The organism is Rhizobium sp. 01T417 (assembly GCF_056398905.1).
The window spans coordinates 377,132-399,874 of the sequence record NZ_JBFTQH010000001.1; the positions used below are offsets into that span (position 1 = coordinate 377,132).

17 protein-coding genes are annotated in these 22,743 nt (G+C 60.0%); 8 read left to right on the top strand and 9 right to left on the bottom strand.

The features are described 5' to 3' along the window. The first annotated feature begins 69 nt into the window (after nucleotides 1-69). The 4 genes from glmU to AC1DPR_RS01860 all read left to right on the top strand — a co-directional run bounded on the left by glmU (nucleotide 70) and on the right by AC1DPR_RS01860 (nucleotide 4,762). Nucleotides 70-1,431, top strand: coding sequence for a bifunctional UDP-N-acetylglucosamine diphosphorylase/glucosamine-1-phosphate N-acetyltransferase GlmU (gene glmU, locus AC1DPR_RS01845; RefSeq protein WP_477815662.1), 1,362 nt, complete (start codon nucleotides 70-72; stop codon nucleotides 1,429-1,431). 104 nt (nucleotides 1,432-1,535) lie between these two features. Next, a complete protein-coding gene (gene glmS / locus AC1DPR_RS01850; protein ID WP_477815663.1) occupies nucleotides 1,536-3,362 on the top strand; it encodes a glutamine--fructose-6-phosphate transaminase (isomerizing) in 1,827 nt (608 codons plus the stop codon). Between the two features lie 120 nt (nucleotides 3,363-3,482). Continuing rightward, nucleotides 3,483-4,187 (top strand): DUF502 domain-containing protein, encoded by a 705-nt coding sequence (locus AC1DPR_RS01855; protein WP_018855025.1) that lies wholly within the window; start codon nucleotides 3,483-3,485, stop codon nucleotides 4,185-4,187. 89 nt (nucleotides 4,188-4,276) lie between these two features. Then, entirely contained in the window at nucleotides 4,277-4,762 is a 486-nt protein-coding gene (locus AC1DPR_RS01860) for a GNAT family N-acetyltransferase (RefSeq protein WP_018855026.1), read from the top strand. A 33-nt stretch (nucleotides 4,763-4,795) separates the two neighbouring features. Here AC1DPR_RS01860 and recG read toward each other — a convergent pair whose 3' ends face one another. Beyond that, the gene (gene recG, locus AC1DPR_RS01865) at nucleotides 4,796-6,901 is read right to left on the bottom strand and encodes an ATP-dependent DNA helicase RecG (RefSeq protein WP_113470411.1); all 2,106 of its coding nucleotides are present in this window, start codon (nucleotides 6,899-6,901) and stop codon (nucleotides 4,796-4,798) included. Between the two features lie 92 nt (nucleotides 6,902-6,993). Between recG and AC1DPR_RS01870 the strand changes: the two genes are divergently transcribed. Together AC1DPR_RS01870 and mfd are read left to right on the top strand one after the other, a co-directional pair. Then, the gene (locus AC1DPR_RS01870; protein WP_477815664.1) at nucleotides 6,994-7,308 is read left to right on the top strand and encodes an FAD assembly factor SdhE; all 315 of its coding nucleotides are present in this window, start codon (nucleotides 6,994-6,996) and stop codon (nucleotides 7,306-7,308) included. Then, on the top strand, nucleotides 7,308-10,814 hold the full coding sequence (gene mfd, locus AC1DPR_RS01875; RefSeq protein WP_477815665.1) for a transcription-repair coupling factor: 3,507 nt from the start codon (nucleotides 7,308-7,310) through the stop codon (nucleotides 10,812-10,814). The genes AC1DPR_RS01870 and mfd overlap by 1 nt, the downstream gene beginning before the upstream one ends. Nucleotides 10,815-10,818: 4 nt before the next feature. Here the strand turns inward: mfd and AC1DPR_RS01880 are convergent, their stop codons facing one another. Continuing rightward, nucleotides 10,819-11,490: a DsbA family oxidoreductase gene (locus tag AC1DPR_RS01880; RefSeq protein WP_477815666.1), complete on the bottom strand. Its 672-nt coding sequence runs from the start codon at nucleotides 11,488-11,490 to the stop codon at nucleotides 10,819-10,821. An 88-nt stretch (nucleotides 11,491-11,578) separates the two neighbouring features. Next, nucleotides 11,579-13,384 carry an extracellular solute-binding protein gene (locus tag AC1DPR_RS01885; protein WP_018855031.1) on the bottom strand — a complete coding sequence of 602 codons (1,806 nt, stop codon included), beginning with the start codon at nucleotides 13,382-13,384 and terminating at the stop codon, nucleotides 11,579-11,581. A gap of 267 nt (nucleotides 13,385-13,651) precedes the next feature. Here AC1DPR_RS01885 and AC1DPR_RS01890 point away from each other — a divergent pair, with 267 nt between their 5' ends. Then, the gene (locus AC1DPR_RS01890; protein WP_018855032.1) at nucleotides 13,652-14,308 is read left to right on the top strand and encodes an invasion associated locus B family protein; all 657 of its coding nucleotides are present in this window, start codon (nucleotides 13,652-13,654) and stop codon (nucleotides 14,306-14,308) included. A gap of 115 nt (nucleotides 14,309-14,423) precedes the next feature. On the opposite strand, the gene hspQ is transcribed toward AC1DPR_RS01890, so the two are convergent. The 3 genes from hspQ to AC1DPR_RS01905 form a co-directional block, all read right to left on the bottom strand. Continuing rightward, complete coding sequence (gene hspQ, locus AC1DPR_RS01895; RefSeq protein WP_018855033.1) at nucleotides 14,424-14,753, bottom strand: heat shock protein HspQ; 330 nt, start codon at nucleotides 14,751-14,753, stop codon at nucleotides 14,424-14,426. A gap of 153 nt (nucleotides 14,754-14,906) precedes the next feature. Further along, nucleotides 14,907-16,316, bottom strand: coding sequence for a type I glutamate--ammonia ligase (gene glnA, locus AC1DPR_RS01900; protein ID WP_018855034.1), 1,410 nt, complete (start codon nucleotides 16,314-16,316; stop codon nucleotides 14,907-14,909). A 57-nt stretch (nucleotides 16,317-16,373) separates the two neighbouring features. Continuing rightward, a complete protein-coding gene (locus AC1DPR_RS01905) occupies nucleotides 16,374-16,712 on the bottom strand; it encodes a P-II family nitrogen regulator (protein WP_003539626.1) in 339 nt (112 codons plus the stop codon). Between the two features lie 342 nt (nucleotides 16,713-17,054). Between AC1DPR_RS01905 and AC1DPR_RS01910 the strand changes: the two genes are divergently transcribed. After that, nucleotides 17,055-18,527 carry an NAD(P)H-hydrate dehydratase gene (locus AC1DPR_RS01910; RefSeq protein ID WP_477815667.1) on the top strand — a complete coding sequence of 491 codons (1,473 nt, stop codon included), beginning with the start codon at nucleotides 17,055-17,057 and terminating at the stop codon, nucleotides 18,525-18,527. Between the two features lie 8 nt (nucleotides 18,528-18,535). Here AC1DPR_RS01910 and AC1DPR_RS01915 read toward each other — a convergent pair whose 3' ends face one another. From AC1DPR_RS01915 to uvrA, 3 genes are read right to left on the bottom strand one after another with little or no spacing between them, the layout of a single operon-like run. After that, nucleotides 18,536-19,342 carry a DUF72 domain-containing protein gene (locus tag AC1DPR_RS01915; protein ID WP_192241909.1) on the bottom strand — a complete coding sequence of 269 codons (807 nt, stop codon included), beginning with the start codon at nucleotides 19,340-19,342 and terminating at the stop codon, nucleotides 18,536-18,538. Nucleotides 19,343-19,357: 15 nt separating this feature from the next. After that, nucleotides 19,358-19,822, bottom strand: coding sequence for a GNAT family N-acetyltransferase (locus AC1DPR_RS01920; protein WP_026371499.1), 465 nt, complete (start codon nucleotides 19,820-19,822; stop codon nucleotides 19,358-19,360). Then, nucleotides 19,819-22,743, bottom strand: a complete 2,925-nt coding sequence (gene uvrA, locus AC1DPR_RS01925) for an excinuclease ABC subunit UvrA (RefSeq protein WP_477815668.1) — start codon at nucleotides 22,741-22,743, stop codon at nucleotides 19,819-19,821. The genes AC1DPR_RS01920 and uvrA overlap by 4 nt, the downstream gene beginning before the upstream one ends.

Consider the following 22,743-nt stretch of genomic DNA (forward strand, 5'->3'; position numbering starts at 1 on the left):
TTTGTCCTGCCTTTGTCTTGCTGCTATGAGGCAGCAAAGGCCGCACATAACGGATTCTCGGAGCACATCATGGAACGCACTTGCCTCGCCATCATTCTCGCTGCGGGTGACAGCACGCGAATGAAGTCGTCGAAATCGAAAGTGCTGCATCCAATCGCGAACCGCCCGATGATCGCCCATGTCTTGGATGCCGTGGCAAAAAGCGACATCTCATCGGTCGCGCTGGTCGTTGGGCGTGACGCCGACGAAGTGGCGAAGGCGGCCGAGGTCGAAGGTGTCAAAATCGAGACCTATCTGCAAAAGGAGCGGCTCGGCACTGGTCATGCGGTGTTGGCAGCGCACGATGCTATTGCTCGCGGATATGACGATATCATCGTGACCTACGGCGATGTGCCGTTGCAGACCGAAGGGCCACTCAAGGCAGCACGTCAGGGCCTTGCCGAGGGCAGCGATGTCGTAGTCATCGGTTTCCACACCGACAAGCCGACCGGCTACGGCCGGCTGCTCGTCAAGGACGGCGAACTGATCGCCATCCGTGAGGAACGAGATGCCGCCGATGCCGAGCGTGCCGTGAAATGGTGCAACAGCGGCCTGATGGCGATCAACGGCCGTAAGGCGCTCGAGCTCCTGTCTCGCATCGGCAACGCCAATGCCAAGGGCGAATACTATCTGACCGACTTGGTGGAAATCGCTCACTCCATTGGGGGCCGCGTTACGGCTGTCGATGCTCCTGAAATTGAGATGACTGGCTGCAACAATCGCGCGGAGCTCGCCGTGATTGAGCGGCTCTGGCAAGAACGCCGACGCGACGAGATGATGATATCAGGCGTGACGATGATCGCGCCGGAGACTGTGTTTCTTTCCTACGATACAACCATCGGGCAGGACGCGCTGATCGAGCCGAATGTGGTATTCGGTCCCGGCGCGACGATCGACGGCGGCGCAATCATTCATGCCTTCTCACATATCGAAGGCGCGCATGTCAGTGCCGGCGCAATCGTTGGTCCCTTCGCCCGCTTGCGGCCCGGCGCCGACCTCGCCAACGGCTCGAAGGTCGGCAACTTCTGCGAAGTCAAGAATGGGAAGATCGGTGAGGGCGCCAAGGTCAATCACCTGACCTACATCGGCGACGCGAAGGTCGGAGCTGGCGCGAATATCGGTGCAGGCACGATCACCTGCAACTATGATGGCGTAAACAAACATCAGACGCTGATCGGCGCGAACACCTTCATTGGATCAAACTCCTCGCTTGTGGCGCCCGTCAGCATTGGCGACGGTGCCTGCATAGCCGCTGGCAGTGTCATCACTGCGGATGTTCCTGCCGATGCGCTGGCCCTTGGCCGGGCGCACCAGGAGCTGAAGCCGGGCAGGGCTGCCGTGCTCCGCGAACGCGCATTCGCGATTAAGGCTGCAAAGAAGGCCAAACCATAGGCTTCCGCGTAACGCGTGGAAACCGAAAGTGACCGCCGAGGCCATTGAGAAAAAAGACGGAATCGTTACGAGTGGCCTCTGAACAGAAGGCTTTGGGGGTGTTTATGTGCGGTATTGTTGGAATCGTTGGCAGCAGCCCGGTTGCGGGGCGTCTCGTGGATGCGCTGAAGCGGCTCGAGTACCGCGGCTATGACTCTGCGGGCGTTGCGACGATACATAACGGCGAGATGGCTCGTCGTCGCGCCGAGGGTAAACTCTTCAATCTCGAGAAGCGCCTGGACGGTGACCCTCTGCCGGGAACGATCGGCATTGCGCACACGCGCTGGGCTACGCATGGCATTCCCAACGAGACCAACGCTCACCCGCATTTCGTCGAGGGCGTCGCGGTCGTCCATAACGGCATCATCGAGAACTTCTCCGAACTGCGTGAAGAGCTGATCGCCGAAGGGGCCGTCTTCGGGACGCAGACCGACACGGAAGTCGTCGCCCATCTTATTGCGAAGTATCTCCGTGACGGCCTCCAGCCGCGCGCCGCGATGCTAAAGATGCTGAACCGGGTAACAGGCGCATATGCTCTTGCGATCATGCTCCAAAGCGATCCGGGCACGCTCATGGCGGCACGGTCCGGCCCGCCGCTTGCCGTGGGTTATGGCTCCGGCGAAATGTTCCTCGGCTCGGATGCGATTGCGCTTTCCCCCTTCACCAACGAGATCACCTATCTCGTCGATGGCGATTGGGCCGTGCTTACGCGAAACGGCGCGACAATCCTCGACTTCGCAGGTAACGAGGTAAAGCGCGCCCGTCAGATATCACAGACGACCGCCTATGTGGTGGACAAGGGCAATCACCGCCACTTCATGGAAAAGGAAATCTATGAGCAGCCCGAGGTCATCTCGCATGCCCTCAGCCACTACGTAGATTTTTTCAGCAACACGATCAGCGACAGCATCAACGCGATCGATTTCAAGGCTACCACCAGCCTGGCGATCTCCGCGTGCGGAACCGCATATCTCGCGGGGCTTGTAGGCAAATACTGGTTCGAGCGTTACGCCCGTCTGCCCGTCGAGATCGACGTCGCCTCCGAGTTTCGTTATCGCGAGATGCCTCTGTCGCCTTCGCAGGCTGCGCTTTTCATCTCGCAGTCAGGCGAGACGGCGGACACGCTGGCGTCGCTTCGTTACTGCAAGGAGAGCGGGCTGAAGATTGGCGCAGTGGTCAACGTCAAGGAATCGACCATTGCCCGTGAGGCGGATGCAGTCTTCCCTATCATGGCAGGCCCAGAGATCGGCGTTGCCTCGACCAAAGCCTTCACCTGCCAGTTGGCCGTCCTTGCCGCGCTCGCACTCGGCGCAGGCAAGGCGAGGGGAACGATCGGCGCAGAGCAGGAAAGGGAGCTGGTCCGCCATCTCGCCGAAATGCCGCGCATCATGAGCCGCGTGCTGAACCTCATCCAGCCGCAGATGGAGAGCCTGTCGCGCGAACTTTCGAAGTGCCGGGATGTCCTCTATCTCGGTCGCGGCACGAGCTTCCCGCTTGCGATGGAAGGGGCGCTTAAGCTCAAGGAAATCTCCTATATCCATGCTGAAGGTTACGCCGCAGGCGAACTCAAGCACGGACCGATTGCGCTGATCGACGAAAACATGCCTGTTATCGTGATTGCGCCGTTTGACCGCTTCTTCGACAAGACTGTCTCGAACATGCAGGAAGTTGCCGCACGCGGTGGACGCATCATCTTCATTACCGACGAGGCGGGCGCGGCGGCATCGAAGTTGCCGACTATGGCGACGATCGTGCTTCCCGATGTCAACGAGATCATCGCGCCAATGATCTTCTCCCTGCCGATCCAGCTGCTTGCCTATCATACGGCCGTTTTCATGGGCACGGACGTCGATCAGCCGCGCAATCTGGCGAAGTCGGTCACGGTGGAGTGACCGCTTGTTCGCCTCCAGGAGGCTTGTATGGCTTGGTAGTTTCTGGCAGCTTTCTGATAGGAAAGCACGGGGGAGCTGATTTCTGATAGCCGGCCTGCTCAACGGAGTTATCAGTACGCGATGAAGGAAAAACTGCCCCGATTGCCTATAGCCACTCGCCTTAGGAACGACTTCCTGGCGGGGCTGATTATTTGTGCGCCGGTCGCGATTACGCTTTGGCTGACGTGGTCGGTCGTGCGGTGGGCGGATAGCTGGGTCAAACCCTACCTACCGGCGCGCTATGACCCGGATAACTACCTTAACTTTGCGGTGCCAGGGTCCGGCCTGCTGATAGCACTCGTCGCGATCACGCTCATCGGATTCCTCGGCAAGAACCTCATCGGCCAGAGCATCGTTCAGTTCAGCGAATCGCTTGTTCGCCGCGTGCCGCTGGTGCGGAGCATCTATCAGAGCGTGAAGCAGATTTTCGAGACGGTGCTGAAGGACAAGACGAACTCCTTCAAGAAGGTCGGCCTCATCGAATATCCCAGCCCCGGCCTCTGGGCGCTCGTTTTCATTTCGACGGATGCCAAAGGCGAGATCGCGACAAAGTTCAAGGCGATGGGTCAGGACATGGTCTGCGTGTTCCTGCCGCCGACCCCGGTGCCGACGGCCGGATTTCTGATCTTCACGCCGCGCGAAAAGATTGTGCCGCTCGACATGTCACCGGAGGACGCGGCGAAGCTCCTGATCTCAGGTGGTCTCGTCACGCCCGAAGAGCTTGCCGGGCGCATGAAAAAACAGGAGCGGACACGCAAGCCGCTGCCGGCGCCGATCGAAATGTAACTTCCGCTCCTGCTTGGCCCGTACGCGAGATCACGTCTGTTGGTTCCGCCATGTTGCCATGCGATGGCGGTTGAAGGATGACATACGCAATGCTGATCAGACCAGCCACCGCGGAAGACCGTTCCTCCATATGGACCATCATCGAGCCGACGATCCGCGCGGGGGAGACCTACACGCTCGATCGCGACATGAGCCAGACCGATGCCCTCACTTACTGGCTGGGGCCGGACAAAGAGACCTTCGTCGCCGAAGACGAAAGTGGCGAGATCCTCGGTACTTATTACCTCCGCGCCAACCAGGCGGGCGGTGGTGCACATGTCTGCAATTGTGGCTACATGACCGCTGCTGCCGCGGCAGGCAAGGGCGTGGCGCGACAGATGCACGAGCACTCGCTCGTCCGCGCCCGCGAGCGTGGTTTCCGGGCGATGCAGTTCAACTTCGTCGTCAGCGCCAACGAACGCGCCGTTCGTCTCTGGGAAACATTGGGCTTTGAGACGGTCGGCCGCTTGCCCGGCGCCTTCGAGCACCCGACAAAAGGCTACGTTGACGCTCTCGTGATGTTCCGGACGCTGTAAGACGGTTTCGGCGCGCTGTGGGCCGGGCTCGGCTCACCCTGCATGCAGGAAGCGGATCGCCTCGTCGCGGCGGAAAAGGTAGAGCAGGGAGCGTACTGCCTTGCCACGCTCGCTGGTGAGATCGGGGTCGCGCTCGATCAGGTAGGCCGCATCGCGGCGGGCGATTTCCAGCAGGTCGGCATGTGCCTCGAGGCTCGCGATGCGAAAGCCTGGGGTTCCCGACTGGCGCGTGCCGAGCAATTCGCCTTCGCCGCGCAGTTTCAGGTCTTCCTCAGCGATGCGAAATCCGTCTTCCGTTTCACGCATGATCGACAGGCGCGCATGACCAGTTTCGCCCAGTGGCCCCTTGTAGAGCAGGATGCAGGTCGAAGCCTCGTCACCGCGCCCTACGCGTCCGCGAAGCTGGTGAAGCTGCGCCAAGCCGAAGCGCTCGGCATGCTCGATCACCATGATCGTCGCATCGGGAACATCGACGCCGACTTCCACCACTGTTGTTGCGACTAGGAGGCGGATTTCGCTGTTCTTGAACGCCATCATTACGGCATCCTTCTCCGGGCCGCTCATGCGGCCGTGGATCAGGCCGATGGCGCCGCCGAGCGACGAAACGAGCGTTGCATGACGCTCCTCGACCGACATCAGGTCGCTCTCCTCGGACTCCTCTACAAGCGGGCATATCCAATAAGCTTTCTTGCCCTCCGCCAAGGCGCTCTTAAGGCGCCCGACGATCTCGCCGATACGTTCGGTCGGCACTGTGATTGTCTGGATCGGCTTCCGTCCGGCCGGCTTCTCCGTCAGCTTGGAGACGTCCATGTCGCCGAAGGCAGCCAACACCAGTGTGCGCGGTATCGGCGTCGCGGTCATGACGAGCATATGAGGTGTGATGCCTTTCGCAGTCAGCCGCAGGCGCTGGTGGACGCCGAAGCGGTGCTGCTCGTCGACGACAGCCAACATGAGGTTGCGGTAGTTGACGCTGTCCTGGAAGAGGGCGTGGGTGCCGATGACGATCTGCGCCTCTCCGGATGCGATCCTCTCGAGAATATCTTCACGTTCGCGGCCCTTGGTGCGGCCGGTAAGAACCTCGATTCCGAGGCCTGCGGAAGCGGCAAATTTGGAGATCGTCGCATGGTGCTGGCGGGCTAGAATTTCCGTCGGCGCCATGAGGACGGCCTGACCGCCACTTTCAATCACGGCTGCCATCGACATGAGGGCAACCAGGGTCTTACCGGAGCCAACGTCGCCTTGAAGAAGGCGGAGCATGCGGTCCTCGCCGGCCATATCCTTCAGGATGTCGGCGACCGCCGCATTCTGGCTGTTCGTCGGCGAAAACGGCAGAGCCTGCAGGATCTGCCTGCTGACTTGACCGGTGGCGTGTACGGGCTGGCCGGCAACCTTGCGCAATCGTTGGCGAACGAGGCTCAGCGATAGTTGGCCCGCGAGAAACTCGTCATAGGCAAGCCGGCGGCGGGCAGGGGCTTGTGCATCGATATCCGAGGGATCGCGCGGTTCGTGTAGTCCATGGAAAGCGTCTGATATCGAGGGCAGACCCTGCTTTTGCGCAAGAGCGAAGTCGATCCATTCCGGCATTTCCGGCGCGCGCGGCAGCGCCGCTTCGATGATCTTGCGCAATGTCTTCGGCGAAAGACCAGCTGTGAGCGGATAGATCGGCTCGACGAGGGGCAGGTTCTCGGCTTCGCTGGCCTTCACAATGTAGTCGGGATGGACCATCGACGCGCGACCGTTGAACCAGTCGATCTTGCCGCTGACGGTTACCTCCTCGTCCAACGGCAGCTGCTTTTCCAGCCAAGCCGCCTGGCCGCGAAAGAAGACAAGGGTCAGTTCGCCGGTTTCGTCGTGCAGCGTGACGCGATACGGAATGTTGCTCTTGCCGCGCGGCGGCGCCTGGTGACGATCGACCCGCGCCGTGACGGTGACGATTGCACCTTGCGGGGCGCGGGCGATACCCGGTTGGTTTCGACGGTCGATCAGCGAGTGCGGCGCATGAAACAGCAGATCGACGACGCGCGTATCTTCGGGCGTCTCGCGCCCAAGCAGCTTCACCAGCAATTCGGCGATCTTTGGGCCGACGCCGGGCAGGGCGGAAACGGGCGAAAACAGCGGATCGAGAATGGCTGGGCGCATGGCCGCAAAATGCGATGAACAATGCGGCCTTGGCAAGGCTGACAAGCTGCTTTCGAGGGTCTATAGAGGCGCATCAACAGGAAGGTAAAGCCATGACGGGTGTGTCACTCTCGAGCGCCGATCTTGATCCGCGCCGCCGCCGAATCCTCTTTCGCTGCTGGCATCGCGGCATCCGCGAAATGGATCTGGTCTTCGGGCAGTTCGCCGAGAAGGAGATCGCCACCCTGTCCGAGACCGAACTCGACGAGTTCGAAACCATCATGGCCGAAGAGGACAACGATCTCGTGCGCTGGATCATGGGAACATGGCCGGTGCCTGAGCGTTTCCAGACGCCGATGTTTGCGCGCCTTGCCGCTTACAAGCCCGATTTCGAATATCCAGCCGACGCCCTGCCCAGGAATGTCTAATGACCTCAGGTTTTGACGTAAGGAAGCTGTCAGCCGTCGCCGAGCCGCTGACAATCGGCAATGTGCCGACAGGTATGGAAGCATTGTTGCTGGCCGATCTGGCGCGCGCCGGAGAGCCGGTCGCTTACGTGCTTTCCGACGGCCAGCGGATGGTGGACCTTGAGCAGATGCTGGGCTTCGTTGTGCCGGAGATCCCGGTTCTGACCTTGCCGGCCTGGGACTGTCTTCCTTACGACCGCGTTTCCCCGAGCGCCGATACGTCGGCACGCCGTCTCGCGGCGCTGGGCGGCCTGATCGCGCATCAGAAGGAGCCACATGCCGCGATCGTGCTGGTGACAGTCAATGCAATGCTGCAGAAAGTCGCCCCACAAGAGATTATCGAAAGCCTTGCCTTCTCAGCTCGCCCCGGAAATACGGTGCGCATGGACGATGTTGCCGGGCGCCTTGAACGCAACGGCTTCGACCGCGTCGCAACGGTTCGCGAGGTCGGCGAATATGCGGTGCGCGGCGGTATTCTCGACGTCTTCGTGCCGGGCTCCGAGGAGCCTGTTCGCCTCGATTTCTTCGGCGACACGCTGGAAAGCATCAGAAGCTTTGACCCGGCAAGTCAGCGCACCACAGGGCAGGTGCGCTCCCTCGACCTCAACCCGATGAGCGAGGTCACACTGACGCCCGGTACGATCAGCCGTTTCCGGAAGAATTACCTCTCTTCCTTCGGCGCGGCGACACGCGACGATGCGCTTTATCTCGCCATATCGGAGGGCCGACGCTACCCAGGCATGGAGCATTGGCTGCCGCTTTTCTACGAGAAGCTGGAGACGGTATTCGACTATCTCAAAGACTTCCGGATGGTCACCGATCATACTGTGCGCCAGGCCGCCGAGGAACGGTCCAAGCTCGTCTTCGACTACTATGACGCCCGCGTCAGTTCCGGGCAGCCCAGCAAGGGACAGATGGCGCAAGGGACACCCTACAAGCCCGTGACGCCCAGCCAACTCTACCTGGACGGAAAGACGTTCGCCAGCACGCTCGACGCGTTCAACGCGATGCGAATCTCGCCCTTTAACGAGCATGAGGGAGAGGCGCGGCGTGTGATCAATCTCGACGCGCGGCAAGGCGAGCGCTGGGCACGCTCGAATGCCGAGGGTGGCGGCAATGCCGAGCGGATCAATGTGTTCGACGCTGTCGTGAAGCATATTGCCGACAAGCGCTCGGCTGGCGCGAAGGTCCTGATTTCCGCCTGGTCGGAAGGTTCGCTGGAGCGTCTGCTGCAGGTGCTGAGCGAACACGGGCTCGAGCGCGTGAAGCCGGTCGGCGCGCTGAAGGAGATGGATGGCCTTGCCAAAGGCGAGGCGGCTGCCGGCGTGCTCAGCCTCGAATCCGGATTTGAAGTCGGCAATCTCGTCGTCATCGGCGAACAGGACATTCTCGGCGACCGCATGGTGCGGCGTTCGAAGCGACGCAAGCGCGCCGCCGATTTCATCTCCGAAGTTGCCGGGCTCGACGAAGGTTCGGTCGTCGTCCACGCACAGCACGGTATCGGTCGGTTTGTCGGCCTGAGAACGATCGAAGCGGCGGGCGCACCGCATGCCTGCCTCGAACTGCAATATGCAGACGACGCGAAGCTGTTCCTGCCGGTCGAGAACATCGACCTTCTGTCGCGCTATGGCGGAGAGGGGACGGAAGCGCAACTCGACAAGCTCGGCGGCGGCGCATGGCAGATGCGCAAGGCCAAGCTTAAGAAGCGGCTGCTCGATATGGCGGATGCGCTGATTCGTATCGCAGCTGAGCGACTGACGCGGCATGCGCCCGTGCTAACGACGCCGGAAGGGCTTTACGACGAGTTTGCCGCGCGCTTCCCATACGACGAGACGGAGGATCAGGATAATGCCATCGAGGCTGTGCGCTCCGACCTTGGAGCCGGTCGGCCGATGGATCGCCTCGTTTGCGGCGACGTCGGTTTCGGCAAGACTGAGGTGGCGCTTCGTGCTGCCTTCGTTGCGGCGATGAACGGCATACAGGTTGCCGTCGTCGTGCCGACCACACTGCTAGCGCGCCAGCACTTCAAGACCTTCGCCGAGCGGTTCCGCGGCCTGCCGGTTCGCATCCAGCAAGCCTCACGCCTCGTCGGGTCGAAGGAATTGGCGTTAACGAAGAAGGAAGTAGCAGAGGGCAAGACGGATATCGTCGTCGGCACCCATGCGCTTCTTGGTGCCGGGATCAAGTTTGCCAATCTCGGGCTGCTGATCATCGACGAAGAGCAGCATTTCGGCGTCAAGCACAAGGAACGCTTGAAGGAGCTGAAAAGCGATGTCCATGTGCTGACGCTCTCGGCGACACCGATCCCGCGCACGCTGCAGCTCGCGATGACTGGGGTGCGCGAGCTGTCGCTGATCACGACGCCGCCGGTCGACCGCATGGCGGTTCGCACCTTCATTTCGCCCTTCGATTCGCTTGTCATCCGCGAAACGCTGATGCGCGAGCACTATCGCGGTGGCCAAAGCTTCTATGTCTGCCCGCGGCTTGCCGATCTGGAGGATGTGCATGCCTTCCTGCGGTCGGATGTACCGGAGCTGAAGGTCGCGGTCGCGCACGGCCAGATGCCCGCCGGCGAGCTTGAGGACATCATGAACGCCTTCTACGAGGGCCGCTATGACGTGCTGTTGTCGACGACGATCGTGGAATCGGGACTCGACGTGCCAACGGCCAATACGCTGATCGTGCACCGCGCCGACATGTTCGGCCTGGCGCAGCTCTACCAGCTGCGTGGTCGCGTCGGACGTTCGAAGGTGCGCGCCTTTGCGCTCTTCACGCTGCCGGTCAACAAGGTGCTGACGGCGACGGCGGAACGGCGCCTCAAGGTGCTGCAGTCGCTCGACACGCTCGGCGCCGGCTTCCAGTTGGCCAGCCACGATCTCGACATCCGCGGCGCAGGAAACCTGCTCGGCGAAGAGCAGTCCGGCCACATTAAGGAGGTCGGCTTCGAGCTCTACCAGCAGATGCTGGAAGAGGCGGTGGCCGAGGTGAAGGGCGTCGACGAAATCCAGGATACCGGCTGGTCGCCGCAGATCTCTGTGGGCACGTCGGTGATGATCCCCGACGGTTACGTGCCGGACCTGCATCTGCGCATGGCACTCTATCGCCGCCTCGGCGAGATCACGGAACTGAAGGAAATCGATGCCTTCGGCGCAGAAATGATCGATCGCTTCGGCCCCATGCCGATCGAGGTCCAGCACCTTCTAAAGATCGTGTATGTGAAATCGCTCTGCCGGGTCGCCAACGTGGAGAAGCTGGATGCAGGTCCCAAGGGGGTGGTCATCCAGTTCCGCAATAAGGAGTTTCCGCATCCAGCGAACCTGGTTGGCTACATCGCCAAGCAGGGGACCATGGCAAAGATTCGGCCGGACCAGAGCGTCTTCCTCACACGCGATCTGCCGACGCCGGAAAAGCGGCTGCAGGGCGCAGCCGTTATCATGACGCAGCTTGCGGAAATGGCGAAGGGGTAAGGGCTCAGTTCATGCCGGCGCGCGCTTCCGCCTTCGCCTTGGCGATGTCGCGAAGCGCGCCTGCCAGAACGTCCGGCGTCTGAGCGCCGCTGACGGCGTATTGCTGATCGAAGATAAAGAACGGCACACCGTTCACGCCCATCTTCTGCGCCGCCTCGATCTCTTCGACCACCAGGACCTTATCGGCATCGGAGGCGAGCAGCGACGCAGTGACCGTGCGGTCAAGGCCTGCCTTCTCGGCAACGTCGAGCAGCACGGCATGATCGCCGACATTGCGGCCTTCCTCGAAGTTCGCCTTGAACAGTTCGTTGACGACCTTGTCCGCCTTGTCGCGGTCCTCAACCATTGCCCAATGGATCAGGCGATGCGCATCCAGCGTATTCGGGCCGATCTTGATCGCGTCAAAATCGAACTTGATGCCGACTTCACGACCAAGCTCAGTCAGCATCTTGTGTCCTTGGGCAACGCGCTCGGCACCGCCAAGCTTCTCCTCCAGCGCCTTCTTCTGGTCGACGCCATCAGGCGGATAATCGGGGTTGAGGCGGTAGGGGCGCCAGTTGATATCCACGCCGACCTCGTCCTGAACTTCAGCGATCGCAAGCTCGAGCCGGGCCTTACCGAGATAGCACCACGGGCAGACGACGTCCGAGACAACGTCGATGGTAATGCGTTCCATGGGCTTTTCCTTCTTTCTCAAATCGAAACCTTCCCGCCATCTAGTCCCTGCGGCGGGCGACTTCAACCAGGCAGAAAAAAGGAACCTGCTATTGGACGCTCTGATCCCACCATGCCGGCAACTGGTAGCCATAGAGCGGCACGGAGTCCGGATGAGCGATGCGCTTGTTGCGCGCAACCCACTGCTGATCAACATGGTAAAGCGGCAGGACATAGTGCCCCGACAGCAACATCCGATCATGAGAACGCACCGCCGCGGTAAAGTCTTCAGCCGACCGGGCCATAAGGATGTGCTGGATCAGCGTATCGATGTCAGGGTCGGAAACTCCGGCGAAATTGTCTGTGCCTTCGCGCTCCTTGGCCGCGGAAGACCAACGTCCGAGCTGTTCGATGCCCGGCGAGAGGGACGACGTATAGGACTTGATGATCACGTCATAGTCGAAGCTGCTCGTGCGGCTCTGATATTGGGAATCGTCCACCGTGCGGATGGTCGCGGCAATGCCGAGCAGTTGCAGTGAACGCTGATAGGAGACTGCGAGCTTCTCCTGGTCGGTGTTCTGCGTCATGATCTCGAAAGCAAGCGGACGTCCGTCGGCGTCGCTCATCTTGCCATTCTTGATCGTATACCCTGCTTCCTTGAGGAGCGCGGCTGCCTGCTTCAGGACATTGCGATCGCGGCCCGATCCGTCGGTGACTGGGAGCTTGTAGGTGCCATCCAGGATCGCTGGTTCGATTCGATCCTTGATCGGGCCGAGAAGCTTCAGCTCGCGTTCGTCCGCCGGCACCCCGAAACTCGACAGATCCGAGTTCTGCCAGAAACTCTCTGTGCGGATATAAGCGTTCGAGAAGAGGTTCTTGTTCGCCCATTCGAAATCGAAGACCAGCGACAGCCCCTCGCGAAGCTTCGCGTTGGCAAAGACCGGCCGCCGGGTGTTGAAGACGAAGCCGAACATGCCGCTCGGCAGCTTGGGTTCGAACGTATCCTTGACGACGTTGCGTGAGGTCACTGCCGGGAAATTGTAAGCACTTGCCCAATGGCCGGGACTTCCGTCCGGATAGATATCGATGTCACCCTTCTTGAAAGACTCGAACAGGGTGGTGTCCTGCAGGAAATACTGCACCGTTATCTGATCGTAGTTGTCGAGCCCAACCTTGGCCGGAATGTCCTTTCCCCAGTAATTGGGATCGCGTTCGAAGGTGATGCTCTCGCCCGGCTTCAAAGACTTGATCTTGTAAGGACCAGATCCCACGGGAGGTGTGAGCGTCGAACGATCGAATGTCTCTGGATCGATGGCATGTTTCGGCAGGATCGGCGTGGAGCCGGCCAAAATCATCGGGAATTCGCGATCAGCCTTGTCGTTGAAGGTGAAACGAACGCTGTGGTCGCCCACTTTCTCCATCTTCTCGACCGCATTCAATCGCGTGCTGAAGGGAACGCGCCCCTTTTCCTTGAGCAAATTGAGAGTGAAAATCACATCATCGGGGGTCACCGGCTGCCCGTCCGACCATTTGGCGGCTGGATTGAGATTGAACTGGATAAACGTCCGGTCTTCGTCCCATTCGACGGACTCTGCCAGCAGGCCGTAGAGGGCGAAGGGTTCATCGCGCGAGCGCAGCATCAGCGTCTCGAAAACGAGATTTCCGTACTCCGGATCCCACATGCCGCGCGCCGTCGTGCGCATGCTTTTCAAGATGAAGGGATTGAGGCTGTCGAAGGTCCCGACGACGCCATAACTGATCTTCCCACCCTTTTTCACATCGGGATTGACGTAAGGAAGGTGCTTGAAATCGGCGGGCAGGGCCGGCACGCCATGCATCGCGATGCCATGCACCGGCTCAGCGAGAGCCGCGCTGCCAACGAGTGTAAAAATGACGGGAAGAACGATCCGAAGCATCGTTGAGGTCCTTTCAGGGAACGGCACGATTCGGCGCAAGACTATCATGCAGCCACCGCAGTTCACCATCCGCGCCGAATTCTTTCGGATGACCCCGAAAAGGTCAAAGAAATACTGGATATCTGGCCCGACGCAATGTAACAGGGGAACCCGAAGTCGGGGGGTCATGCATTTGCCTCATTGTTCTAAGAGGTGGATTGCGAACAACCCTGTTGGTGAGGATGGCACGTTGTCGTCCCTAAGGGATTTCAGGAGACGGAATTCGTTATGATGTTCAAGGCTGAAAACAAAACGCGGGCAGCCCTGTCCGTTCTGGCAGTGATGCTCGGTGCTGCAGCAGCTCCCGTATCGTCCTTCGCGCAGGATGCAGCGGCCTCCGCCGACCCGGCTACTGCTGCCGGCGCCCCGCGTCTCGGCTGGTACAAGACCTGTAGCAAGCAGGAAGACAATGATGTCTGCGTCGTTCAGAACGTTGTTCTCGCAGGCGGCGGCCAGCTCGTCACGGGCGTTGGCCTCATCAGCGTTTCCGGCAAGATCAACAACAAGAGCCTTCAGGTTTCGGTTCCGCCGGCTCGTCTGATCCCGCCAGGTGTCGCGATGCAGATCGACGGCGGCAAGGCCCAGAAGATCGACTACCTGATGTGCATGCCCGACCGTTGTGTCGCCCAGATCCCGCTGACTGACGCCATGGTCGCCAGCCTGAAGAAGGGCACCGATCTGGTTCTCACCTCGATCAACTTCCGCCGCGCGCCGAACCCGATCAAGATCTCGCTCGAAGGCTTCACCGGCGCCTTTGATGGCGAACCGGTTTCCGCTTCCAAGCTTGCTGAGAGCCAGAAGAGCCTGCAGGACAGCATGCAGAAGAAGGCTGACGAAGCCCGCAAGAAGCTTGAAGAGGCCCAGAAGGCTGCCAAGGCTCAGTAATTCTGAGCCATCGGATTTGCAAAGAACCCGGCCTTGCGCCGGGTTTTTTGTTACACGACTCAAGCAAAGAAAAACCCCGCGGGAGGAGCGGGGTTTTGAATGATATTAGCGGACGTTAGTGGGCCAAGTTCATCTTGGGTTTGAACTGCCCCGTCGGTGCCATATCGAAAATCTGATAGATCTGTTCGTTACGGAGCGGTACGCCGCTTTCATCGTTGATCAGGTTCTGCTCGGATACGTAGGCAACGTATTCGTTTTCATCATTCTCGGCCAGCAGATGGTAGAAGGGTTGATCCTTGCTGGGGCGCACTTCGGCGGGAATGGAGTTCCACCATTCTTCCGTATTCGCGAATTCCGGATCGACATCGAAGATCACGCCGCGAAACGGAAATACCTTGTGCCGAACCACTTCACCGATACTGAACTTTGCTACTCTTTCTTTCATGGTACGACTTCCTTTCATCACCTGATTTGGTGATTGGCCCCGCTCAAATCAAGATTTTTGCGGGATCTCGTCACATGAGTGTCACATCCGCTATCAAATAACTGTGACATCCGGTCAGGCGAAAGCCCCGGCGAACCGGGGCTTTCTCTCTTCTTAGGAGGAATAGTACATGTCGTATTCGACCGGATGCGGCGTCATGTCGAAGCGCATGACTTCTGCCATCTTCACCTCGATGAAGCTATCGATCTGGTCGTCGTCGAATACACCGCCGGCGGTTAGGAACTTGCGGTCCTTGTCGAGGCTTTCCAGCGCTTCGCGCAGCGAGCCGCAAACCGTCGGGATTTTCTTCAGTTCCTTCGGCGGTAGGTCATAAAGGTCCTTGTCCATGGCCTTGCCAGGATGGATCTTGTTCTTGATGCCATCGAGACCGGCCATCAGCATGGCGGCAAAAGCGAGGTATGGGTTTGCCATCGGATCGGGGAAGCGGACTTCGACGCGCTTGGCCTTCGGGTTGGTGCCGAACGGAATGCGGCACGATGCCGAACGGTTGCGGGCCGAGTAGGCGAGCAGGACCGGAGCTTCATAGCCCGGAACGAGACGCTTGTAGGAGTTCGTCGACGGGTTGGTGAAGGCGTTCAGCGCCTTTGCGTGCTTGATGATGCCGCCGATGTAGTAGAGGCAGGTTTCGGACAGGCCTGCGTATTCGTCGCCGGCGAAGGTCGGCTTGCCGCCCTTCCAGATCGACTGGTGCACGTGCATGCCCGAGCCGTTGTCGCCGAAGATCGGCTTCGGCATGAAGGTTGCCGTCTTGCCGTAAGCGTTGGCGACCTGGTGCACGACGTACTTGTAGATCTGCATCTTGTCGGCGTTGCGGACGAGCGTGTCGAACTTGATGCCGAGCTCGTGCTGGGCAGCCGCCACTTCGTGGTGGTGCTTTTCGACGACCACGCCCATTTCCGACAGAACCGTCAGCATTTCCGAACGCATGTCCTGGCAGCTGTCGATCGGCGGAACCGGGAAATAGCCGCCCTTGACACGCGGACGGTGGCCGAGGTTGCCGGTTTCATATTCGGTGTCGTCGTTGGACGGCAGTTCCGTGGAATCGAGCTTGAAGCCGGTGTTGTAGGGATCTGCCTTGTAGCGGACGTCGTCGAAGACGAAGAATTCAGCTTCTGGACCAACGAAGACCGTGTCGCCGATGCCGGATGCCTTGAGGTAGGCTTCAGCCTTCTTGGCGGTGCCGCGCGGATCGCGATTGTAGGCTTCGCCGGAGACCGGATCGAGAATATCGCACAGAATGACCATGGTGGACTGCGCGAAGAACGGGTCCATGTGAACCGTTTCGGGGTCTGGCATCAACACCATGTCGGATTCGTTAATGGCCTTCCAGCCGACGATCGAAGAGCCGTCGAACATGACGCCGTCAGCGAACATGTCCTCGTCGACACAGACCACATCCATCGTGAGGTGCTGCAGCTTGCCCTTCGGGTCGGTGAAGCGAAGGTCTACGAACTTGACGTCGTTTTCCTTGATTTGCTTAAGAATTTCGCTTGCGGTCGCCATTAAATAGTTCCTTTATTTGAGATGACGATACTTTGGTTCACCCGAAGGCGATAAAGATTAGATGGCATCGATGCCGGTTTCGCCGGTACGGATGCGGATAACCTCTTCGACGTTGGAGACGAAAATCTTGCCGTCGCCGATGCGGCCGGTCTGGGCGGCTTTGCGGATCGCGTCAATGACGGCCTCCGCGTTTTCGTCCGCGAGGACAACCTCCACCTTCACCTTCGGCAGGAAATCGACGACATACTCCGCGCCCCGGTAGAGTTCCGTATGGCCTTTCTGGCGACCGAAGCCCTTCGCTTCCGTAACTGTAATACCCTGCAGGCCAACTTCCTGAAGGGCTTCCTTCACTTCGTCGAGCTTGAAGGGCTTGATGATCGCTTCGATCTTTTTCATGAGAAAATGACTCTCCGCTTCTCCCGTTAATGGCAGGCTCAGACCTGCTTTCCGTCATGATGCAGTTATCGTGCCAGTTGGGAAGCGGATTTTTCAGAAATTGACGCAGATCAGGCGCAGGAACCCATAATCGGGCAGATTTTCACTGGTTTTGGGCTGAAATTCTTCGACAATCGACATGCAATCGGCAAATCCGGCTCATTTTTCGCAATATTCCCCCGCGCTAATAGTCGATGACAAAACTCGCCATTCGCCTAACCTTTGTGCGTTTGCACATTTTTCGATCTTTTCGCCGATCATTCGACAGGTTGTTATTTAGGCGATTTCTGTTTGAATGCGGCGATGACCGCGGGAATCTCCAATCTACTCCTCACGCCGGAAGAAATGACAGCTGTCGATACGGCAGCCGCCGCGTCCGGCATCGATAGCTATGCCCTTATGCAACGAGCAGGTGCCGCCGTCGCCGCCAGTTTGTTGCGTGATTTTCCCGCGGTTCTTCGCGCCGTCGTTCTTTGTGGTCCGGGCAACAACGGCGGCGACGGCTATGTTGCCGCATGCTTGCTAGCTGATAGCGGCGTTGCCGTCGTCGTATTCCAGATGGGCGAACCGGAGAAGCTCAACGGCGATGCCGCCCGGGCCAGGGACAGTTTTCCGAACGCAGTACAGCCGCTTGAGACGTATCAGCCACGGAATGGCGACGTAATCATCGATGCCTTGTTCGGTGCTGGCCTTGCCCGCGATGTTCCGAAGAGCGTCGCTGACGTGATTGAGCGAGTGAAGCAGGCGCAGGTGCCGGTAATTGCCGTCGACCTGCCATCGGGCGTGGACGGTCGTACGGGAACTGTCCGAGGGGCGGCCTTCACGGCCGTTCGGACCGTTACTTTCATGACGCGGAAACCCGGCCATCTCCTGATGCCCGGGCGCGAACTGTGCGGCGAACTGGAAGTCTTCGACATTGGCATACCCGCCCGTATCGTTCGCGCCGAGAAAAAACTGCAAATCGCCGAGAACCAGCCGGAATGTTGGCGCCAGGTGCTGCCTTCAAGCGGACTGGAAACACATAAATACAAACGCGGTCACCTCGTCGTCTTCTCCGGCGAAACAGGCAAGACCGGCGCCGCCCGAATGTCGGCGATGGCGGGGCTGAAGGCCGGGGCAGGACTCGTGACAATCGCCGCGCCGGGAGATGCAGTCGCAGAGAATGCGGCGCACCTTACGGCGATCATGCTGCATCCGATCGAAGAGGAGGCCGCACTCGGCAACTGGCTGCACGACGAGCGGCTGCAGACGTTCGTTCTCGGCCCAGGCTTCGGAGTCGGCGACAAGGCGCGGCGCTTCGTCGCCGCACTTTCCGACCGCCATCTCGTGCTCGACGCAGACGGGCTTTCGTCGTTTAAGGATGCCCCGGATGAACTATTTTCACAGTTCTCCGGCGAGCCGCGGCTGGTGCTAACGCCACATGAGGGGGAGTTCGGCCGGCTGTTTCCCGATATCGCCGCTGACACAGCCATGGGAAAGGTCGAAAAAGCGCAGGCTGCCGCGGCACGGGCGAATGCCGCCATCGTCTACAAGGGCGCCGATACCGTCATCGCCTCGCCTGACGGCAGAGCCTGCATCAACACCAACGCACCGGTTTGGCTCGCAACCGCCGGCTCCGGCGATGTTCTCGCAGGCGTCATTGGAGCGCTGATGGCCCAGGGCGTTCCTGCGTTCGAGGCGGCCGCGGCCGGCGTCTACATGCATGGAGAGGCCGGCATGCGCGCTGGCAAAGGACTGACCGCGGAAGAGCTGGCGATTGAGGTTCGTCCGCTCTGACGACAAGCCTATCGCAACACCGCTTCCTGTAGCGCCATCGCCCCAAAGGGCGCATTGACCTTGCCTTCATGGATCATGAAGGCAAAGACATCCCGCGGTTCGGTTGCAACCTTGCGATCGCCATCGATGAGAGGCAGATCGCCGGGTACCTTGCCATCCGCCCAGGTTTCGAGGCGCGTAGCCCAGTCTTTCAAGTCGCCCGGCGAGTAGCAGGTCCTGATATCGTCCGAACCTTTCTGAAGGCGCGCATAGACGAAGTCGGCAGTTACATCCGCGATCATCGGGTAATCGAAGTGTTCCGCGCAGACAGGCGCAACGCCGTATTTCGAAAGCAACGCCACGAATTCCGGCACCTTGAACGAGTCATGGCGTACCTCGACGACGTGCTTCAGAGGCAAGCCATCCTGCTTGTTCGGCAGCAGCTTGAGGAAGGCTTCGAAATCATCCGGATCGAACTTCTTCGTCGGGGCGAACTGCCAGAGGATTGGGCCCAGGTGGGGGCCGAGCTCCGTCAGGCCCTGAGTGAGAAAGCGCTCCATCGACTCGCCAGCCTCCGCGAGCACACGACGATTGGTGACAAAACGGCTGGCCTTGAGCGAAAAGATGAAGCCCTCAGGCACATCCGCGGCCCATTTGGCGAAGGTTTCCGGCTTCTGCGAACTGTAATAGGTGCCGTTGATCTCAATGACCTTTAGCTTGCGGCTTGCATAGTTCAGTTCGTCCTTCTGCTTCAGATCCCCAGGGTAGAAGTGGTCCCTCCATGCCTCGAAGGTCCAGCCGCCGATGCCGACGCGAATGTTGCCGGATTTCGTCATTCCTTCCTCCTCTGATTATCTCAGTCCGCCGACTTGCTTTGCCATATCGACAATCACCCATCCTGGCCTATGCCGATTCTCGCGGCGACCCGTTTCCTGAAAGCCAAACGCCCGGTAGAGCGCAATATTCCGTTCCATGCGAGCATTCGTGTAGAGACGAACTTCCGGAAGCCCCCATTCCCGCGCCGTCTCTTCCACCCATCTCAGAATGGCAAGGCCGTACTGGGCGCCCTGAAATTTCGGGGAGACAGCAATGCTGAAGAGCATCACATGGTCTGGGTGCCGTTCAACGACGGCCAGGCCGGCAAGCTCTCCTTGCACCTCCCGCAACCAGACCTCACCGCGACCGATGCGCGGTGTGTAGTCTTCGGTAACGGGAATCGGCGGGCGGCCAAGGAGACGCGTGTATGGAGCATAGGCTTCGGCGGTCAGCGCCTCGACCGCCTGCAGGTCATCGAGCGACGCCGCTCTCAACATCACTCGGCTGCCACTACAGTTTTTCGTGTGGGACGCCGCTCAAGCAGCTCCTTCAGGAATTGCCCGGTATAGGACCGCTTCTCCTTGACGATAGCTTCCGGCGTGCCGACGGCGACGATCTCCCCACCACCATCGCCACCTTCCGGACCGAAATCGAGAATCCAGTCCGCCGTCTTGATGACTTCGAGATTGTGCTCGATGACGACGACCGAATTCCCCTGGTTGACCAGCTCCTGCAGCATCTCCAGGAGCTTGGCGACGTCGTGGAAATGCAGGCCGGTCGTAGGCTCGTCGAGGATGTAGAGGGTGCGGCCCGTCGATCGCTTCGACAGTTCCTTTGCCAGCTTGACGCGCTGCGCCTCGCCACCGGACAGCGTATTCGCCTGCTGTCCGACCTTGATGTAGCCGAGGCCGACATCCTTCAGGGCCTGCAACTTGTCGCGCACAGCCGGGACGGCAGCGAAGAAATCGACGCCTTCCTCGACGGTCATGTCGAGCACGTCGGCAATCGACTTGTGCTTGAACGTAACGTCGAGCGTCTCCCTGTTGTAGCGCTTGCCATGGCAGACGTCGCAGGTGACGTACACATCAGGCAGGAAGTGCATCTCGATCTTAATGACGCCGTCGCCTTGGCAGGCTTCGCAGCGTCCGCCCTTGACGTTGAACGAGAAGCGTCCCGGTTGGTAGCCGCGCGCCTTCGCTTCCGGCAGACCGGCAAACCAGTCACGGATCGGGGTAAACGCGCCCGTGTAGGTCGCTGGGTTGGAACGCGGCGTGCGGCCGATCGGCGACTGGTCGATATCGATGACCTTGTCGATGTGTTCGAAGCCGTCGATGCGATCGTGATCAGCCGGGATTTCGCGGGCGCCCATGACGCGCCGAGCAGCCGATTTATACAGCGTCTCGATCAGGAACGTGGACTTACCGCCCCCTGATACGCCGGTGACCGCCGTAAAGACGCCGAGCGGGATGGAGGCGGTGACATTCTTCAGATTGTTGCCGCGGGCGCCGACGACCTTGATTTCCTTGCCCTTCTTGGGCTTACGGCGCTCGTCGGGAACCGGAACGCCGAGTTCACCGGACAGATATTTGCCGGTCAGCGACTTAGGGTTCGCCATGATCTCCTGTGGCGTGCCATGGGCGATCACCTGGCCACCATGAATGCCGGCGGCGGGACCGATGTCGACGACATCGTCGGCGGTCAAGATCGCGTCCTCGTCATGCTCGACCACGATCACGGTGTTGCCGATATCGCGAAGGTGCTTCAGCGTATCAAGCAGCCGGGCGTTGTCGCGCTGATGCAAACCGATCGATGGCTCGTCGAGGACATACAATACGCCGGTCAAGCCGGAACCGATCTGCGACGCCAACCGGATGCGCTGACTCTCGCCGCCCGACAAGGTGCCGGAGTTTCGCGACAGGCTGAGATAATCCAGGCCTACGTCATTGAGGAAGCGCAGGCGGTCGCGGATCTCCTTGAGAATGCGAACGGCAATCTCGTTCTGCTTGGCGCTCAGCGACTGCGGCAGGACCTCGAACCAGTCTCGGGCGACGCGGATCGACATGTCGGTCACCTGGCCGATATGCAGCGTATTGATCTTGACGGCAAGCGCCTCCGGCTTCAGGCGGAAACCGCCACAAGACGGGCAGGGGGCTGCCGACATATAGCGCTCGATTTCCTCTCGCGCCCAGGCGGAATCCGTCTCCTTCCAGCGACGCTCGAGATTGGTGATGATGCCCTCGAAATTCTTGTGCGTGGTATAGGACCGCGCGCCATCGGCATAGTGGAACTCGATCTTTTCGTCGGTACCATTCAGGATGACATCCTTCGCCTGGTCCGAAAGATCGTTCCAACGGGCGCCGAGCTTGAAGCCATAGTGCTTACCGAGAGCTTCGAGCGTCTGATTGTAATAGGGAGAGGTCGACTTCGCCCACGGCGCAATGGCGCCATCGCGCAGCGTGCGCTCGGGCTCCGGCACGATCAGGTTGGCGTCGATCTTCTGCTGCGCTCCGAGACCGTCGCAGGTCGGGCAGGCGCCGGCTGGATTGTTGAAGGAAAAAAGCCGCGGCTCGATCTCGGGAATGGTGAAGCCCGATACCGGGCAGGCGAACTTCTCGGAGAAGAGAACGCGTTCATGCGTTTCGTTAAGCGACTTGTTGGCGGAGCCGCCGGCGGCAGTTTCTTCCGGCGGCAGCGGCTTGTCGGCGAATTCCGCAACGGCGAGGCCATCGGCGAGCTTGAGCGAGGTCTCGAAGCTGTCGGCAAGGCGCGACGCCGTATCCGGCCGCACCACAATACGGTCGACCACGACGTCGATATCGTGCTTGTACTTCTTGTCCAGGGCTGGCACGTCGGCGATCTCGTAGAATTGGCCGTCGACCTTGACGCGCTGGAAACCCTTTTTCATCAGGTCTGCCAGTTCCTTCTTGTACTCCCCCTTACGCCCGCGCACGAGCGGGGCGAGAATATAGAGACGCGTGCCTTCTCCGAATTCCAGCACGCGATCGACCATCTGGCTGACCGTCTGGCTCTCGATCGGCAGCCCGGTCGCGGGCGAATAGGGTACGCCGACGCGGGCAAAGAGCAGGCGCATGTAGTCATAGATCTCAGTCACCGTACCGACCGTCGAGCGTGGGTTGCGCGAGGTCGTCTTTTGCTCGATCGAAATCGCTGGCGACAGGCCGTCGATCTGATCGACGTCAGGCTTCTGCATCATTTCAAGGAACTGGCGCGCATAGGCCGAAAGGCTTTCGACATAGCGTCGCTGTCCTTCGGCATAGATCGTGTCAAAGGCAAGAGACGACTTGCCGGATCCCGAAAGGCCGGTCATGACGATGAGTTTGTTTCGCGGCAGATCGAGATCGATGCCCTTCAAATTGTGCTCGCGCGCGCCGCGGATGGAAATCGTCTTCAGTTCGCTCAT